The organism is Nocardioides zhouii (genome assembly GCF_004137345.1).
Lineage (GTDB): Bacteria > Actinomycetota > Actinomycetes > Propionibacteriales > Nocardioidaceae > Nocardioides > Nocardioides zhouii.
This window is the reverse complement of record NZ_SDWV01000031.1, coordinates 20,628-36,566: the sequence shown is the minus strand read 5'-3', so window position 1 is coordinate 36,566 and position 15,939 is coordinate 20,628. Positions and strand designations below refer to the sequence as shown.

16 protein-coding genes are annotated in these 15,939 nt (G+C 70.5%); 9 read left to right on the top strand and 7 right to left on the bottom strand.

What is annotated here, in order from left to right:
* Positions 1-38 precede the first annotated feature (38 nt).
* Positions 39-302 carry a hypothetical protein gene (locus EUA94_RS20845; protein WP_129428819.1) on the top strand — a complete coding sequence of 88 codons (264 nt, stop codon included), beginning with the start codon at positions 39-41 and terminating at the stop codon, positions 300-302.
* Positions 303-318: 16 nt separating this feature from the next.
* Here EUA94_RS20845 and zwf read toward each other — a convergent pair whose 3' ends face one another.
* A complete protein-coding gene (zwf, locus tag EUA94_RS20840) occupies positions 319-1,740 on the bottom strand; it encodes a glucose-6-phosphate dehydrogenase (protein ID WP_207210683.1) in 1,422 nt (473 codons plus the stop codon).
* Between the two features lie 172 nt (positions 1,741-1,912).
* Here zwf and EUA94_RS20835 point away from each other — a divergent pair, with 172 nt between their 5' ends.
* Positions 1,913-3,112, top strand: coding sequence for an ATP-binding protein (locus tag EUA94_RS20835; RefSeq protein WP_129428817.1), 1,200 nt, complete (start codon positions 1,913-1,915; stop codon positions 3,110-3,112).
* Here the strand turns inward: EUA94_RS20835 and EUA94_RS20830 are convergent.
* The gene (locus EUA94_RS20830; protein WP_129428816.1) at positions 3,091-4,551 is read right to left on the bottom strand and encodes a dihydrolipoyl dehydrogenase family protein; all 1,461 of its coding nucleotides are present in this window, start codon (positions 4,549-4,551) and stop codon (positions 3,091-3,093) included. The two genes, EUA94_RS20835 and EUA94_RS20830, sit on opposite strands and share 22 nt — an antisense overlap.
* Before the next feature lie 182 nt (positions 4,552-4,733).
* On the opposite strand from EUA94_RS20830, the gene EUA94_RS20825 reads away from it, so the two are divergent.
* On the top strand, positions 4,734-5,723 hold the full coding sequence (locus EUA94_RS20825; RefSeq protein WP_129428814.1) for a TerC/Alx family metal homeostasis membrane protein: 990 nt from the start codon (positions 4,734-4,736) through the stop codon (positions 5,721-5,723).
* On the opposite strand, the gene EUA94_RS20820 is transcribed toward EUA94_RS20825, so the two are convergent.
* Both EUA94_RS20820 and EUA94_RS20815 read right to left on the bottom strand, forming a co-directional pair.
* Positions 5,710-6,333 (bottom strand): LysE family translocator, encoded by a 624-nt coding sequence (locus EUA94_RS20820; RefSeq protein WP_129428813.1) that lies wholly within the window; start codon positions 6,331-6,333, stop codon positions 5,710-5,712. The genes EUA94_RS20825 and EUA94_RS20820 overlap by 14 nt on opposite strands.
* Positions 6,334-6,387: 54 nt before the next feature.
* Entirely contained in the window at positions 6,388-6,885 is a 498-nt protein-coding gene (locus EUA94_RS20815) for a hypothetical protein (protein WP_129428811.1), read from the bottom strand.
* A gap of 289 nt (positions 6,886-7,174) precedes the next feature.
* Between EUA94_RS20815 and EUA94_RS20810 the strand changes: the two genes are divergently transcribed.
* The 6 genes from EUA94_RS20810 (at position 7,175) to EUA94_RS20785 (ending at position 13,009) form a co-directional block, all read left to right on the top strand.
* The gene (locus EUA94_RS20810; protein WP_129428809.1) at positions 7,175-7,624 is read left to right on the top strand and encodes a DUF2087 domain-containing protein; all 450 of its coding nucleotides are present in this window, start codon (positions 7,175-7,177) and stop codon (positions 7,622-7,624) included.
* 42 nt (positions 7,625-7,666) lie between these two features.
* Positions 7,667-8,008: a UBP-type zinc finger domain-containing protein gene (locus EUA94_RS20805; protein ID WP_129428807.1), complete on the top strand. Its 342-nt coding sequence runs from the start codon at positions 7,667-7,669 to the stop codon at positions 8,006-8,008.
* A gap of 30 nt (positions 8,009-8,038) precedes the next feature.
* A complete protein-coding gene (locus EUA94_RS20800; RefSeq protein WP_129428805.1) occupies positions 8,039-8,872 on the top strand; it encodes a glycerophosphodiester phosphodiesterase family protein in 834 nt (277 codons plus the stop codon).
* 31 nt (positions 8,873-8,903) lie between these two features.
* Positions 8,904-9,836: a DUF5926 family protein gene (locus EUA94_RS20795; RefSeq protein ID WP_129428804.1), complete on the top strand. Its 933-nt coding sequence runs from the start codon at positions 8,904-8,906 to the stop codon at positions 9,834-9,836.
* Between the two features lie 238 nt (positions 9,837-10,074).
* Positions 10,075-12,030 (top strand): APC family permease, encoded by a 1,956-nt coding sequence (locus EUA94_RS20790; RefSeq protein ID WP_242495095.1) that lies wholly within the window; start codon positions 10,075-10,077, stop codon positions 12,028-12,030.
* A 1-nt stretch (position 12,031) separates the two neighbouring features.
* The gene (locus EUA94_RS20785; protein ID WP_129428802.1) at positions 12,032-13,009 is read left to right on the top strand and encodes a DUF389 domain-containing protein; all 978 of its coding nucleotides are present in this window, start codon (positions 12,032-12,034) and stop codon (positions 13,007-13,009) included.
* 158 nt (positions 13,010-13,167) lie between these two features.
* Here the strand turns inward: EUA94_RS20785 and EUA94_RS20780 are convergent, their stop codons facing one another.
* Genes EUA94_RS20780 through EUA94_RS20770 form a run of 3 tightly spaced genes read right to left on the bottom strand, consistent with a single transcriptional unit; the run spans position 13,168 to position 15,854 of the window.
* Entirely contained in the window at positions 13,168-14,202 is a 1,035-nt protein-coding gene (locus tag EUA94_RS20780; RefSeq protein ID WP_242495093.1) for an adenylate/guanylate cyclase domain-containing protein, read from the bottom strand.
* A gap of 6 nt (positions 14,203-14,208) precedes the next feature.
* Positions 14,209-14,583, bottom strand: a complete 375-nt coding sequence (locus EUA94_RS20775; RefSeq protein ID WP_129428800.1) for a cyclic nucleotide-binding domain-containing protein — start codon at positions 14,581-14,583, stop codon at positions 14,209-14,211.
* 44 nt (positions 14,584-14,627) lie between these two features.
* On the bottom strand, positions 14,628-15,854 hold the full coding sequence (locus EUA94_RS20770) for an arginine deiminase (protein WP_129428798.1): 1,227 nt from the start codon (positions 15,852-15,854) through the stop codon (positions 14,628-14,630).
* Positions 15,855-15,939: the final 85 nt, after the last annotated feature.

Here is a 15,939-nt window from a genome sequence, read left to right as displayed (position 1 = left end):
GTCTAGGCAGATCTGGGGACAGGGGGTCAGAATGGCGCATGGCACCGCCGCGCACTCCTCGCACCGGGCAGGTCTTCCTCGACCCGCGCGGCGAGGACCGCTCGCTGCGCGTCACCTGGCACCAGGAGTCGCAGCTCGTCGTGCTGTCGCTGTGGCGCGACAACGTCTGCGCCGGCACCTTCCGGCTCGCCGCCGACGAGGTGCCCGACCTCATCGCGCTGCTGCGCCAGGGCCTCGACGAGGCGTACGACGCGGCGCGCGAGCGGGTCGAGCGCGTCGAGCGACCCAGCCAGGCTGGCTAGTCACCTGGATCTGCCCCTACTTCTTCGCGCGCCACTCCCGCTCGAAGGGCAGCCGCCACGCGTGCGGCGCGACGAGCTGGTGGATGGCGTTGGGGCCCCACGTGCCGGGGGCGTACGGCTTGACCGGCGGCGGGTCGTCGAGCAGCGCCGCGGAGCGGTCCCACAGTGACTCGATGCCCTCGGCGGTGGTGAAGAGCGTGTGGTCGCCGCGCATGGCGTCGAGGATCAGCCGCTCGTACGCCTCGAGCACGTCGCCCGCGGCCTCGGTCTCACCGGTGGAGAACTGCATCGACAGCTTCTGCAGGCGCATCCCCGGCCCCGGGCGCTTGCCGTAGAACGACAGCGACACCTTGGACTCGTCGGCGAGGTCGAAGGTGAGATGGTCGGGCCCGGCCGAGCCCACTCCGGAGTTGGCGGGGAACATCGACCGCGGTGCCTCGCGGAAGGCGATCGAGATGATCCGCTTGCCCTCGGCCAGCTCCTTGCCGGTGCGGAGGTAGAACGGCACGCCGGCCCAGCGCCAGTTGTCGAGGCGGCACTCCATCGCGATGAAGGTCTCGGTGTCGGAGTCCGGCGAGACGCCGGGCAGCGACGTGTAGCCGGTGAACTGGCCGCGTACGACGTGGCGGGGTTCGATCGGCATCAGCGAGCGGAACACCTTGTTCTTCTCCTCCGAGATCGCACGCGGCTCGAGCGCGGTCGGCGGCTCCATCGCGACGAAGGCCAGGACCTGGAACAGGTGGGTGACCACCATGTCCTTGTAGGCGCCGGTCGACTCGTAGAAGTTCGCCCGCTGGTCGAGGCCGAGGGTCTCGGGGATGTCGATCTGGATGTGGTCGATGAAGTTGCGGTTCCAGATCGGCTCGAAGAGCCCGTTGGCGAAGCGGAACGCCAGGATGTTCTGCGCTGCCTCCTTGCCGAGGAAGTGGTCGATCCGGAAGACCTGCGACTCGTCGAACGTCTGGTGCACGCGGGCGTTGAGGTCGATCGCGGACTCGAGGTCGGTGCCGAACGGCTTCTCCATCACCACGCGAGCGCGGCTGACCAGATCGGCCTCGCGCAGCATCTCGATGACCGGCAGCGCCGCCTTCGGAGGCACCGAGAGGTAGTGGAGCCGGCGTACGTCCTCGCCGAGCGCCTGCTCTGCGCGCGCGACCGCGGCGGCGAGCGCCTCGGGGCCGGCGGACTGGGGGACGTACGCGAGGTTGTCGTCGAACAGGTCCCACTGCTCGGCCGTGAGGTGGTGCACGCCGAACTGCTCGATGGCCGTACGGGCGAACTCGCGGAAGGACGCGTCGTCCATGTCCTCCAGCGACGTGCCGACGATGCGGATGTCGGGTGCCAGGTCGGAGACGACGAGGTGGGCGAGCCCGGGCAGCAGCTTGCGTCGGGCGAGGTCGCCGGTCGCCCCGAAGAGGACGATGACGTGCGGGTCCATGTGTTCGTGCGCGTAGCGCGAGCTCGCACGCGGCTCCGCGGGGTAGGAGATGGTCTGAGGAGCATGCGGCGCGGACGGCTCGGTCACGGATAGATCGTGGCACTGCTGCCGGTGACTCGCCGAGTATCGCGGTATCTAAAGGTGTGCCTAGATTCGCCGATATCGTCTGAGCGTGGACCCGATCCGGAACCCGTACGCCCCCGGCGCGGGCCAGCGCCCTCCCGAGCTCGCCGGTCGCGACGAGCAGCTCGCCGCCTTCGACGTCGTCCTCGAGCGGGTGGCCAAGGGCCGGCCCGAGCGCAGCCTGGTGCTCACCGGGCTGCGCGGTGTCGGGAAGACGGTGCTGCTCAACGCCCTGCGCGGCGCGGCCGTCCGCAAGGGCTGGGGGACCGGCAAGCTCGAGGCCCGGCCCGGTCAGGGCCTGCGCCGCCCGCTGAGCAGCGCGCTCCACCAGGCGGTGCGCGAGCTCGGCCATCGTGACGAGGAGTCGGTCGACCACGTGCTCGGCGTGATCAAGTCCTTCGCGCACCGCGACGCCGGCACGGCCGCGAAGCTGAAGGACCAGTGGAGCCCGGGTATCGATGCCCCCGCCGTACGCGGTCGCGCCGACTCCGGCGACATCGAGATCGACCTCGTCGAGCTCTTCACCGACCTCGGCGGGCTCGCGGCCGACGTCGGCAAGGGCGTCGGGATCTTCATCGACGAGATGCAGGACCTCGGCCCCGACGACGTGTCCGCGCTGTGCGCGGCGTGCCACGAGCTCAGCCAGTCGGGCCTGCCGGTCATCGTGGTCGGTGCCGGGCTGCCGCACCTGCCGGCCGTGCTGAGCGCCAGCAAGTCGTACAGCGAACGGCTGTTCCGCTACCAGCGCATCGACCGGCTCGCCCGCGAGGCTGCCGACCGAGCGCTCGAGGCCCCGGCCGCCGACGAGGAGGCGGCGTACGAGCCCGACGCCCTCGCCGCGATGTACGACGCCACCGGCGGCTACCCCTACTTCATCCAGGCCTACGGCAAGGCCGTGTGGGACCTCGCGCCGCGCTCGCCGATCACCGCCGCCGACGTCGCGGTCGCGGCGCCGGAGGCCGAGTCCGAGCTCGCGGTCGGCTTCTTCGGCTCGCGCTACGAGCGGGCCACGCCGGGGGAGCGCGACTACCTGATGGCGATGGCCGACGTGGCCGCCGCGCAGCCCGACTCCGACGCCGAGGACTCCGTACACAGCGCGGACGTCGCCGCACGGCTCGGCAAGAAGCCGCAGTCGCTCTCACCCGCCCGCGACTCACTGCTCAAGAAGGGCCTCGTCTACTCCGGCGAGCGCGGCCGCATCGCCTTCACCGTGCCCCACTTCGGGCGCTACCTGCGCGAGCGCGGCTGACCCGTCTCCATCGCTGGCGGGGTGCGGAACGACCGCGGCAGGTCCTCGAGGAGCCGGAGCCAGAGCTCGGCAGCGGTGGGGTACGACGCCACGGCGTGGCGCAGCACGTGGACCGGGACGTCGCCGACGATCGCCACCGTCGCGGCATGGACCAGCTCGCCGGCCTCGACGCCGACGAACGTGGCGCCCAGCAGCAGCCGGGTCGTGGCGTCGACGACGATCTGGGACTCGCCGACCACGGTGTCGCGCAGCAGGCCGGTGCCGGCGGCCGCCGAGGTCGGCACTCGGGAGACGACCACGTCGTGGCCGGCGTCGCGGGCCTCGGCCTCGGTCATCCCGACGCTCGCCACCTCGGGGTCGCTGAAGACGACCTGCGGCACGGGCGCCTCGCGGTCGGGCTCCCACGCGACCTCGCCGGAGGCGGCGGCCGCGATGCGTGCGCCGACCACCCGGGCCTGGTGCTTGCCCCAGTGGGTCAGCGGCGGCCCGCCGCTGGCGTCGCCGACGGCGTGGAGCCACTCGGGCAGCCGTCCGGCCGTCACGTCGTCGGCGGTGAGCCCCACCGAGGAGAGGCCGAGGTCGTCGAGGCGCGGCGCCCGTCCGATGGAGAGCAGCAGCTCGTCGGCGACGAGCTCGTCGGCCGACGTGGTCAGGGTGACCGCGCCGCCGTGGACCTTGCCGATGCCGGTCGCCTCCGGTGCGTCACGGCGTACGTCGCTCACCTCGGTGCCGAGGTGGACGGTGATGCCGCGCTCGCGCAGACCCGCCAGCACGGCCTCGCCCGCGAAGGGTTCGGTCCGGCCGAGCAGCCGGCGGTCGCGGACGACCAGCGTGACCTCCGAGCCCAGCGCCGACATCCAGATCGCGGCCTCGCAGGCCACGACCCCTCCGCCGACGACGACCAGGCGGTCGGGCACCTCGACGACACCGGTCGCGTCGCGGGAGTCCCACGGGAGGGCGTCGGCGTACATCTCCGGGACGAGGGCGGCGCTCCCGGTCGCGATGACCACGGCCCGTCGCGCCCGCACCTCGACGTCGTCCCCGGAGGTCGAGGTGACCCGGATCGTGCGCTCGCCGACCAGCCGGCCGTCACCGCGCACCACCCCGATCCCCGCACCGTCGGCCCAGGTCTCCTGGCCGGAGTCGTCATAGTGCGAGACCCAGTAGTCGCGCCGTTCCAGCAGCGCCTTCGCCGCGACGTGTGCCGTCGAGACGCCTTGCAGGTCACCGGTCACGTCGGCCACGGCGATCGGGCGCAGCAGCGCCTTGCTGGGCATGCACGCCCAGTAGCTGCACTCGCCGCCGAGCAGCTCGCGCTCGATGATCGCCGAGGTCATCGGCCTGCCGTCGACCTGCGCGCCCTCGACGGCGTACTGCGCCGCGTTCTCGCCTGCCGGGCCGCCACCGATGACGACGACGTCGTACTCGACTGTCTCCATGTCGTGGACGATACGTGCACGTCCCGGACTTGGGATCCCCTTGCCTGTTCAACTAAAATCACGGGCGAGGGGAGTACCCCACCAACCACCGTCGGTCAGTACGGCGCCTCCGCAGGCGCCTCGACGGCGACCGTCCTCCGGGCGGCGGGGGAGACCTCAGGCGCTCAGCCCTGAGGAGACCCATGTCGTCCATCGCATCCCCCACCCTGTGGTTCATCACCATCGGCGTGGTGATCGCCCTGCTCGTCGTCGACTTCATCGCCACCCGGCGCCCGCACGAGGTCTCGATGAAGGAGGCCATCGCCTGGTCCGCGTTCTACGTCGCCCTGCCGCTGCTGTTCGGCCTCTACGTCTGGAACGCCCACGGCGGTGACCGCGGGCTGGAGTACTACACCGGCTACCTCGTCGAGAAGACGCTCAGCGTCGACAACCTCTTCGTCTTCATGCTGCTGCTGGCGGCCTTCGCGGTGCCGGAGGTGCTCAAGCAGCGGGTGCTGCTCTACGGCATCGTCGGCGCGCTCGTGCTGCGCGGCATCTTCATCGCGCTCGGCGCCGCTGCGCTGTCGCGCTTCGACTGGGTGTTCCTGGTCTTCGGCCTGGTCCTGCTGCTCACCGGCGTCAAGCTGCTCCGCGACGCGATCAAGGGCCAGGAGCACGAGGTCGACGTCGCGGAGATGCGCGTCGTCAAGGTGATGAAGCGCTTCATGCCCGTCAGCGACGACTACGACGGCGCGAAGTTCACCGTGATCAAGAACGGTGCCCGTGCGCTGACGCCGTTCGCGCTCGTCACCGTCGCGGTCTTCGCCACCGACGTCGTCTTCGCCGTGGACTCGGTGCCGGCCGTGTACGGCATCACCGGCGACCCCTACCTCGTCTTCGTGACCAACGCCTTCGCCCTGCTCGGGCTCCGCGCGCTCTACTTCGTGCTCGAGGGCGCCCTCGGCGCACTGGCCCACCTCAGCTACGGCCTGGCCGCGATCCTCGGCTTCATCGGGTTCAAGCTGGTGCTGCACTGGGCGCACCTGGTCTGGCCGTCGGTCCCCGACGTGCCGACCCTGGCCTCGCTGTTCGTGATCCTCGGCATCCTCGGCGTCACGATCTGCACCAGCCTGCTGGCCAACAAGCGGCGTGAGCGCGAGCGCGACGACGAGGGCGAGCTCAGTCGACGGTGAGCATGGTCGCGCCGAGGCCGATCATCATCGTGCCGCCCGCGGCACTGAGGGTGTCGAGGCGTGACGGTCGCCGGGCGAACCAGTTGCGCGCCGCACCGGCGGCGAGCGCCCACGTGCCGTCGGACGCCATCGCCAGCACGCCGAAGACGAGGCCGAGCAGCATCGTCTGCAGCGCGACCGAGCCGCCGGGGTCGGTGAACTGCGGCAGGAAGGCCACGAAGAAGACGATCGTCTTGGGGTTGGTCGCGCCGACGGTGAAGCCGATCCGGACCGGGTGACCGCGCCGCACCGGCGTCGCGGACTGCATGGCCAGGCGCGCGTCGCTGCGGTGGCGGATGGCCTGCACGCCGAGCCAGACGACGTACGCCGCACCGAGGAACTTGACCGCGGTGTACGCCGTCGCGCTGGCGGCGACGATCGCGCCGAGCCCGAGGGCGACGAGGGCCACCTGGGCCGTCACGCCGAGGGCGTTGCCGACGACCGACAGCAGCGCCTCGCGGCGACCGACGGTGAGGGCGCGGCCGATGGTGAAGAGCAGGCTCGGGCCCGGCACCTGGATGAAGAGGATCGAGGCGACCAGGAACGCGACCCACTGGCTCGACGACGGCATGGCCCCAGTGTGGGGCCACGCCGTCGTCGGTGTCAGCGGGATATCAGCGAGCGGTCAGCAACCGCAGGAGTAGTAGGTGATGTCCCAGTGGTTGCTCTCGCGGGCGTACACGTTGCCCGACGGCGCGGTGTAGAGCGTGGCGCCGTCACCACGTACGCCCGAGTACGAGTAGTGGCTGGTGATGTAGTTGGACACGCACGTCGTCGGGCTGACGTCGACCTTGTAGCCGTTGTAGTGGCTGTAGGTGCCCGACGCGTGGCCGACCTCGGTGCCGCCCGTGATGGTGATGGCGCAGCCGCTGATCGACTTGAAGGTCTTGATCCCGCTGACCGTCTCCTGGTTGATCTGCTCGTAGGACGTGCAGGTCGAGATGCTGCGGGTGGTGCAGCCACCGCTCGAGACGCGGGTGATGCCGACCGCCGAGAGCTGGCTGGCGGCCTGCGCGTCGGTGAGCTTGGTGACCGCGTGGGAGGGGCTGGCCAGCCCGGCCACCGCGACGAGCGAGGCGATCAAGGCCAGGAAGGTCCTGCTGAGGGTGCTGTGCACAGTCATGACTCCATACGTCGTGGCGAGACCCCCGATGGGCTCGCCGCTCCCTCCACCAGACCGCGGCACCCCGCGCGGGGTCAACCCCGTCGCAAAGTCTTTGCCGTTGCCCGTGAGTCTCTGGGAGACTCACGGACAAGGGCGTCGTCCACCGCCCAACCAGACGCGTCGGCCCCAGTCCGTGCGAGATGGTGAAGGGGAGCGGATCCTCGGGCAGCACCACATCCATGAGTCGCATCGATGACGCCCGCTGCAGCGGCGTGCTGGGGACGCAGCGCAGTCGAAGGTGATCGAGATGACCAGGGACAGTGACTTCAAGCAGGTCGTACGGACGCGCATGGCCGAGACCGGCGAGACGTACACGGCCGCGCGCGCCGCGCTGCAGCGTGAGGCGTACGACGCCGCGCGGGCCGAGCAGGACCGGCTGGTCGGCCGGTTGTTCCGCGACGGACGCATCGAGCGGGTGCCGGCGAAGCGCAAGGTGCGCGCCGCGGTGCTGCTGGAGGTGCTGAGCCGGTTCGAGCCGGGGCGCGACTACGCCGAGCGCGAGGTCAACGAGGTGCTCCTCGGGGTGCACGAGGACTTCGCCTACCTGCGCCGCGAGCTGGTCAACTACCACTTCCTCGAGCGCGCGGACGGCCGCTACCGCACCGCCGCGCGGGCGCCGGAGCGGGCTGCGGTCGAGCGGCAGGAGATCCCGGCCTGGGAGGCCCACTGGCTGCCCGGGTTCCTGGCGGAGGGCTGACCGGCTCTTCCTCTCGGGCGGCCGACGGGGCAGGCTGGGTCCATGACTGCAGGGATCGATCCCGAGGTGGCTCCGTCCGGCCCCGGTTGCGTGGAGTGCGAGGCGGACGGCGGCTGGTGGGTGCACCTGCGCCGCTGCGCCCGGTGCGGCCACATCGGCTGCTGCGACTCCAGCCCGGCGCAGCACGCGACGGCGCACCACGGCGCGACCGGCCACCCGGTGATCCAGAGCTACGAGCCCGGCGAGGACTGGTTCTGGGACTTCGAGCGCTCCGTCGGACTCACCGGCCCCCGGTTGACCGATCCGCAGAGCCACCCCGCCGACCAGTCGGTGCCCGGTCCGGCCGACCGGGTTCCCGAGGACTGGCAGAAGCACATCCACTGAGTGACCGCGCGGACGTGCCATGCTCAGCGCATGCGTCGTACGCCGCGCATCCGCCGCGCTCGCCAGAACGACAGGGGAGCCAGCTCGCGCCCCCAGGTCGTGGCCCACCGGGGCAGCAGCCACGAGGCCGCCGAGCACACCCTCGCGGCCTATGTGAAGGCGCTCGACCAGGGTGCCGACGCGCTCGAGTGCGACGTACGGCTGACCGCCGACGGGCACCTCGTCTGCGTGCACGACCGCGACCTGAGGCGTACGGCATCCACGCAGGGGATCGTGTCGACGATGAACCTGGCCGAGCTCGACGAGCTCGACTTCGCGTCGTGGAAGAGCCCGTGGTCCGAGCTCGACGACGAGGCACCGGAGCGCAACCCGCAGGAGTACAAGGTGCTCACGCTCCGCAAGCTGCTCGAGACCGTCGCCGACTACGACCGGCACGTCGAGCTGGCCATCGAGACCAAGCACCCGACCCGCTACGGCGGCCTCGTCGAGCGACGCCTCGTCGAGACCCTGGGTGACTTCGGCTGGGACCGGGCCGGGTCGCCGGCACGGGTGATGAGCTTCTCGCTCAGCGCGATGAACCGCGTACGACGGCTGGCCCCCGACCTCGAGATCGTGATGCTCGTCGACAAGGCGCACCACTGGCCGGTGCTGCGTCCGGTGGTGGGCGCCGACTGGGTCATCGGGCCCGGCATCGACGAGCTGCGCCTGCACCCGGGGCTGGGCCGGCACCTGGTGCGGGCCGGCCGCGAGATCCACGTGTGGACCGTGAACACCGCCGACGACCTGGACATCTGCCTCGACCTCGGCGTCTCGGCCGTGATCAGCGACCGGCCGAACTACATGCTGGAGCTGCTCGGCTCCTGACCCCGGCCAAGCCCCCACTAGGGTTCGGGGCATGGCCAAGAAGTCCCGCAGCTCGCAGAAGCCCCATCCACCCGCCGAAGGTGAGGTCGGACCCCGCCAGCCCTGCCCGTGCGGCTCCGGCAAGCGCTACAAGGCCTGCCACGGCGCCGCCGGCGGCGCAGCCCCGACGTTCGTGGCGCGCCCGTTCGAGGGGATGCCCGGCGAGTGCGACGTGATCGCGCTCCGCGAGCTCGTCCCCGCAGCGACCGTTCACCTGACCCTGAAGGACGGCGGTCGTACGATCCGGCTCGCCACGCTGCTGCCCGGCGCCGCACCGGCCATGGTCCGTGACTCCGGTGACGTGTGGCTCGGGCTGCAGGTCCAGCACTCGTACGGCAACCCGGCGCGTGACCTCGCCGCCGTGCTCGAGCGCGCGCTCGCCACCGAGGAGCCCGGGATCGTCGGCCTGCCCAGCGACCCCGGCGAGGGCCCGAGCCTCCAGGACCTCATCACCGACACCAGCCTCGACATCACCGTCCACGACGGCTTCGAGTACTGGATCGACGACATTCCCGAGCGCGACGCCTCGATGGAGGCCGCTCTCGAGCAGGCCAACGGCGGCGTGATGCCGACGACGCGACTCGCGTCCGTCGAGGCGGCGTACTGGACCGACGTCGGCACCAAGGAGCACCTGCGCTGGGTCATGCCGCACCCCGAGGACCAGCTCCTCGACGCGCTCGCCCGCCTGCACGCGGCGGGGAAGGACTCGGTCGCGGAGGGCTCGCGGTTCGTCGGGATGTTCCGGGCCCACGGCCTGCTCGCTCCGGTCTGGGACCTGCCCCTCGGCACGGGGGCCGAGGTGCTCGAGCAGCCGGCCGCGCGCTTCGCCGCCGACCTCGCCCAGGCGCTCGAGGGAGGGGACCTGACCCCCGCCGAACGCTCGGCCCGGGCGGGACTCGCCAACCGTCAGGTGACGATCCGGTAATACCCGCCCCACAGCCTCACCACGACCTGAACACAACCGGGCCAACGGTTGTGTCGCCGCTCGCGGGCGGAGTAGATTCGTTCCTGCCCGGTCGTTGTCGTTTCCCCCGTCGACAACGACCGGGTTTTCCATACATTTCTCGTGGCGTGCGCCACCGATGTGGACCCATATCCCGCCTCGAGCGGTCCGGCGGCGGTGGTGCACGTGCCTGTGCGGCACACCACCTACGCTTCTGGTCGTGACCCATGATGCTGTCGAGCGCAGCCGCTTGAAAGCATGGCTGCTCGAGGCCGGTCAGCAACCCGACCCCGGCGGCTTCTACGAAGGCGAGCGGGAAGCCACCGCCCACCAGCACGTACGACCGTGGTGGAAGGTCATGTGCTTGACCGGTGTGGACTACTTCTCCACCCTCGGCTACCAGCCCGGCATCGCCGCACTGGCTGCCGGAGCCTTGGCTCCCATTGCGACGCTCGTCCTGGTCCTGGTGACCCTGTTCGGGGCTCTGCCCATGTACCGACGCGTGGCGAAGGAAAGCCCCCACGGTGACGGCAGCCTCTCCATGCTGGAACGGCTGCTGTCGTACTGGCCCAGCAAGGTGCTCGTGCTGGCCCTCATCGGGTTCGTCGCCACCGGGTTCATCATCACCATCACCCTGTCCGCAGCCGACGCGTCCGCCCACCTCGTGGAGAACCCGTTCCTCACTGATGCTCTGCACGGCAGGGAAGTCGTCATCACCCTCGTGCTGCTCGCGCTCTTGGCGGCGGTGTTCCTCAAGGGCTTCGGCGAAGCCATCGGCATCGCCGTCGTCCTCGTCATCGCCTACATCGGCCTGTCCGCCGTCGTGGTCGCCAACGGGTTCTGGCACATCTTCCAGAACCCCGGCACCTTCACCGACTGGACCAACGCCGTCACCGAAGCCCACGCCTCACCGCTCGCCGTCCTCGGCGCATCCCTGTTGGTGTTCCCCGCACTTGCTCTGGGTCTGTCCGGGTTCGAGACCGGTGTCGTGGTCATGCCGCTCGTCAAGGGCGACCCGGACGACACCCCCGCCGAGCCCGCCGGTCGTATCCGCAACGCCAAGAAGCTGCTCACCACCGCCGCGCTCATCATGTCCGTGATGTTGATGGGCTCCGCGATCGTCACCACCTTCCTCATCCCCGCAACCGAGTTCGCACCGGGCGGAGAAGCCAACGGACGCGCCTTGGCCTTCTTGGCCCACGAGAACCTCGGCGACACGTTCGGTACCGTCTACGACGCCGCGACCATCGGCATCCTCTGGTTCGCTGGTTCCTCAGCCATGGCCGGTCTGCTCAACATCGTGCCCCGCTACCTGCCCCGCTACGGCATGGCCCCCGACTGGGCACGCGCCACCCGCCCCCTCGTCCTCGTCTTCACATTCATCTCCGTCGTCGTCACCATCGCGTTCAAGGCCGACGTGGACGCCCAAGCTGGTGCCTACGCCACCGGTGTTCTCGCCCTCATGACCTCCGCAGCGGTCGCAGTCACACTCACCGAGTGGCGCCGCGGACACCACAGGGCCGGAGCGTTCTTCGGCGTCGTCTCAGCTGTCTTCACCTACACCATCGCTGTCACCATCCTCGACCGCCCCGAAGGTCTGGTCATCGCGTTCATCTTCATCGCGATGATCGTGGTCATCTCCCTGTTCTCCCGCATCACCCGCTCGACCGAGCTCCGAGTCCAGAACGTCACGTTCGACCCTGTTGCCGCAGAACTCCTCGACGAGGTCCTGGTCAAGAACGCCCCGGTGCGGTTCATCGCGAACAAGGTTCAGGCTGGTGACGATGCCGAGTACAACGAGAAGTCGTCCGACGTGCGGTTCGACAACCACCTCCACATCGCCGAAACGGCCGTGTTCCTGGAAGTCGAGATCAATGACGCCAGCGACTTCGCCACCGCCGTCGAGGTCACGGGAGTTCGAATCGGCAGCCACCGGGTGTTGCGCGCCACCGGCCCGTCAGTGCCCAACGTGCTCGCGGCGATCCTCCTCGCGGTCTCCGAAAAGGACGACATGCCCTCCCATGTCTACTTCGAATGGTCCGAGAAGGGCCCAGGTCAGAACGCGCTCCGGTTCCTCTTCGCCGGTGAAGGCGACGTCCCGCCCCTGACCCATGAAATCCTGCGCCGCGCGGTCGCCGACCCAGACAAGCGGCCCGTCGTACACGTCGGAGGCTGACGTGCAGCACCTTCGCATCACGTCGCCCGCCCACCTCACCGACCAAGTGGTGGAGTTGTTCACCAGGGACCCGGCAGTCAGCCAGCTCGCCGTCCTGCGCGGAGCCGCCATCGAACCCGTCGGGGACATCGTGCTCGTAGACATAGCCCGCGAAGCAGTCAACGAGCTCGTCGACAGGCTCGACTCCCTGGGCATCCCCGAACACGGCACCATCCACATCGACCCGGTCACCACATGGGTGTCGCGTGCCGGGTACGACTCCGAACGACACACCCCCGGCTCCAGTGCCGATGCTGTGGTGTGGGCCGATGTCACCCAGCGCGCGTACGAAGAGGCCGAGCTCAACTGGACCTATCTGGCGTTCATGACGTTGGCGACCCTCCTCGCGTCCATCGCCATCGTCGTGGACTCTCAGGTCCTCGTCATCGGAGCGATGGTCCTGGGCCCCGAGTTCGTGCCCATCGCCGCTCTCGGACTCGCGCTCGTACGCCGGCGCCGCACCCTGTTCGGCCTCGCCGCGCGCACGCTGTTCATCGGCTTCGGCGTGGCCATTTCCGCCACCACCGTGGCCGCGTTCGCGGCACGCGCACTCGGCTGGGTAGTGACCAAGGACGTGACCGGTGAACGCCCCGGCACCGACTTCATCTACTCACCCGACAAGTGGTCCTTCATCGTCGCCCTCATCGCGGCCGCAGCGGGAGTCCTCTCCCTCACCAGTGCCAAGGTCGGCGGACTCTCGGGAGTGTTCATCTCCGTGACCACCGTCCCCGCCGCAGGCAACGTCGCCCTCGGCATCGCATTCGGCGCATGGAACGAAGTCAGCGGCAGCGCCGTCCAGCTCGCCCTCAACATCTCCGGCATGGTCCTCGCCGGATGGGCCACCCTCGCCGTCCAGCACCTCGTGTGGAACCGCAAAGCCCACCACCGACGACGACTCCTCGCCCGTCACCGCGAACAACACGGCACGGGCACGACGTGAGCCTCGACGCACCGCTGTGGGTTCCCATCAGTGCGCCACAACGCTCCCTGGCGGTCCGGGTGCCCGCTTCCTGACCACCCGGACCTCGGCCGCCGACACTCATGAATGCCGGGTGGGCCTACGGGTCCGTACCCCGCTACGCCGATCGGATGCCCCGGTCAGCGATCCGTCTTCGCCGGGTCCCCCGGACGCACCCGCCAGGCCTCGAGGTGGTCGAAGCCCTTCGCGGACACTCGGCGCAGCCGGCGCCAGCGCAACGGCGACTCCTCGTCGGAGTCCGTGAGGGCTTCGTGGACGCCCGCGTCGACCAGCACGCAGCCGGGGCGCGCGGCCGAGGTCAGGCGTGAGGCGGCGTTGACGGTGGAGCCGAACACGTCGCCCAGACGGCGTACGACGGCGCCGTGGGCAATGCCGGCACGCACGGCCGGGAAGGGGTCGTCGGGGTCGTCACCGCGCGCAGTCAGGGTGAGGGCGATCTCGACGGCGGCGGCGGGGTCCGCGACGGTGAAGAGCACCTCGTCGCCGATGGTCTTGATGACCTGGCCCGCGTGGTCGACGACCAGCGTGGTGGTGTCCTGCTCGAAGCGGTCGACCCACTCCACGAGCTCGGGGCCGTCGAGGCTGCGGCTCTGGGTCGTGTAGCCGACGATGTCGACGAAGCAGACCGACAGGAGCGTCTCGCCGGGGTCGAGGGCGCTGGTGTCCTCCAGCAGGTGACCGGCGGCGCTGGCGAGGTGGCGGCGCCAGACGTACGTCTGCAGCGCCTCGACCCGGGGCAGGACGTCGGTGGCCAGCGCGGTGAGCGCGGTGGCCGGGTCGCCGCCCTGGCCGGCGACGCCGGCGAGCAGGGTGGTCTGCCACTCCGCCAGCCGGGCGTAGCTGCGACCCCAGGTGCGGACGAGCGCGGCCTGCGACTCCGGCGGCAGGATCCCCAGCTCGACGAGGTCGCTGGTGAGGCGAAGCGCCTCGACGTCGCTCTCGGCGAAGGCGACGTCGTCATCCCCGCGGTGCGGGAACCCGAGCTGGTGCCAGAGGGTGACCGCGAGGTCGAGGGGCACGCCGGCGCGCTCGGCGACCTGCACCCGCGTCAGGCTGGGCTCCTCGCCGAGCAGGAAGGCCTCCATGGCGCGTGCGAGGTCGGCCCTGTCCCCGGGCTCGACGTCGACGGCCGGCTCCTCCTCCTCGTCGGCCACGTCGGGTCAGCTCCCCTTGATGCGCCCTGCGGCCGCCGCGCGGAGGGCCGCGCCGAAGGCGGGGACCTGGTCGGCGAGTGCCGCGATGCTGTCGCTGGTGAAGTGCACGACCTTGAGCGGCGTCAGCGCGACGATGGTGGCCGAGCGCAGCGTACGGTTGACGATCGCCGCCTCGCCGACGACGGCACCCGGGCCGAGGGTGGCGATCTCGACGCCGCCCTTGCGGACCGAGACCTCGCCCTCGGTGATGAGGTACGCCTTGTCGGCCGGGGTGCGCTCCGCGATCGGCGACCAGCCCTGCGGCAGGGTCAGCGCGGTGCCGGCCGCCAGGACGCGCTTGACGTCGGCGGGCTCGAGGCCATCCAGGATGGATTCAGTCATGACACCTCAACGATTGATCGGGGCGAACGTGATGCCGGTGTGGCTCACTCCACGTGGAGCGGCTCGCGGGCGACCGGGCAGCTCATGCAGCGCGGGCCACCGCGTCCCGAGCCCAGCTCGGACCCGGCGATCCTGACGACCTCGATGCCGGCGTCCTCGAGCCGGTCGTTCGTCTCGTCGTTGCGCTCGTAGGCGACCGCCACGCGCGGGGCGAGAGCGAGGGTGTTGTTGCCGTCGTCCCACTGCTCGCGCTCCGCCGTGACCGGGTCCAGGCCGGTGTCGATCTGGTGGAGGGTGTCGATCTGCATCGCCTTGGCAGCGGCCACCAGGAACGGCTCGGACCCGCTCACCTCGAGGGTGAGGTCGGACTCGCCCGAGCCGGGGTCGCCCAGCGTCACGGTCACCGCGCGCAGGGTGTCGGCGACGTTGGGGTACATCACGACCTTGTCGACGTCGACCATCGTGCAGACAGTGTCGAGGTGCATGGTCGCGCGCTCCTGCGCGATCGGCACGGCGAGGACGGTGTGGGCCAGCTCCGCGTGGAAGACCTGGCGGGCGAGGCGCTCCACGCCTGCGGGCGTCGTACGCTCCCCGACGCCGACCGCGATCACGCCGGGCGCGAGCAGCAGGACGTCGCCGCCCTCGACGTGCTCGTTGTGCCAGCCGTGGATCTTGCGGGTGCCGGCGAAGCGCGGGTGCTCGGTGTAGATCAGCTCGGTCAGCTGCGTCTCGCGCTTGCGCGCGGGCATCGCCAGGCTGGTGACCGCCACCCGGTCCTTGACCCACACGCTCGAGTCGCGGGTGAAAAGCAGGTTGGGGAGCGGGTCGATGAGGAAGTCGTGCGGGTCGAGCAGGCTGGTGACCAGGCCGTGACCGCCCCGGACCTCGTCGTTGCGGATGCCGGAGGTCAGGGTGTCGGTGAGCTCGGCGGGCGCCAGCTCACGCAGGGCCTGGGCGAGGTAGCGGCGCATCGTGTCGCCGAGGTGCAGCCCGGAGAGCGCGCTCGTGATGGCGTGGTTGCGGGCGAGCTCGCTGTCGAGGGTCTCGGTCAGCAGCTCGGTCAGGTAGAGGACCTCCACGCCGCGGTTGCGCAGCGTCTCGGCGAAGGCGTCGTGCTCCTCCTGCGCCCGGCTCACCCAGGGGATGCCGTCGAAGAGGAGTCGGTCGTTGTTGCGGGGCGTCAGCCGCTTCAGCTCGTTGCCGGGGCGGTGCAGCATGACCGTGGCCAGGCGCCCGACCTCGCTGTCGGCGCCGTGGGGTGTGGTGACCATGCCGGGACTCTAGCGCTGCGGCCGTGCGCACGTGCGGCGGAGTTGGTCCCTCGAGGCATCACCCGCGGACCACATGCGCCGCACG

What these genes read in the sequence shown, in the direction of transcription:
- EUA94_RS20810 (WP_129428809.1), top strand. Translation starts at nt 7,175, where the DNA reads ATGACCAGGGACAGTGACTTCAAGCAGGTCGTACGGACGCGCATGGCC.
- EUA94_RS20820 (WP_129428813.1), bottom strand. Translation starts at nt 6,333, where the DNA reads ATGCCGTCGTCGAGCCAGTGGGTCGCGTTCCTGGTCGCCTCGATCCTC.
- EUA94_RS20825 (WP_129428814.1), top strand. Translation starts at nt 4,734, where the DNA reads ATGTCGTCCATCGCATCCCCCACCCTGTGGTTCATCACCATCGGCGTG.
- EUA94_RS20830 (WP_129428816.1), bottom strand. Translation starts at nt 4,551, where the DNA reads ATGGAGACAGTCGAGTACGACGTCGTCGTCATCGGTGGCGGCCCGGCA.
- EUA94_RS20775 (WP_129428800.1), bottom strand. Translation starts at nt 14,583, where the DNA reads ATGACTGAATCCATCCTGGATGGCCTCGAGCCCGCCGACGTCAAGCGC.
- EUA94_RS20845 (WP_129428819.1), top strand. Translation starts at nt 39, where the DNA reads ATGGCACCGCCGCGCACTCCTCGCACCGGGCAGGTCTTCCTCGACCCG.
- EUA94_RS20795 (WP_129428804.1), top strand. Translation starts at nt 8,904, where the DNA reads ATGGCCAAGAAGTCCCGCAGCTCGCAGAAGCCCCATCCACCCGCCGAA.
- EUA94_RS20770 (WP_129428798.1), bottom strand. Translation starts at nt 15,854, where the DNA reads ATGGTCACCACACCCCACGGCGCCGACAGCGAGGTCGGGCGCCTGGCC.
- EUA94_RS20800 (WP_129428805.1), top strand. Translation starts at nt 8,039, where the DNA reads ATGCGTCGTACGCCGCGCATCCGCCGCGCTCGCCAGAACGACAGGGGA.
- EUA94_RS20805 (WP_129428807.1), top strand. Translation starts at nt 7,667, where the DNA reads ATGACTGCAGGGATCGATCCCGAGGTGGCTCCGTCCGGCCCCGGTTGC.
- zwf (WP_207210683.1), bottom strand. Translation starts at nt 1,740, where the DNA reads ATGGACCCGCACGTCATCGTCCTCTTCGGGGCGACCGGCGACCTCGCC.
- EUA94_RS20815 (WP_129428811.1), bottom strand. Translation starts at nt 6,885, where the DNA reads ATGACTGTGCACAGCACCCTCAGCAGGACCTTCCTGGCCTTGATCGCC.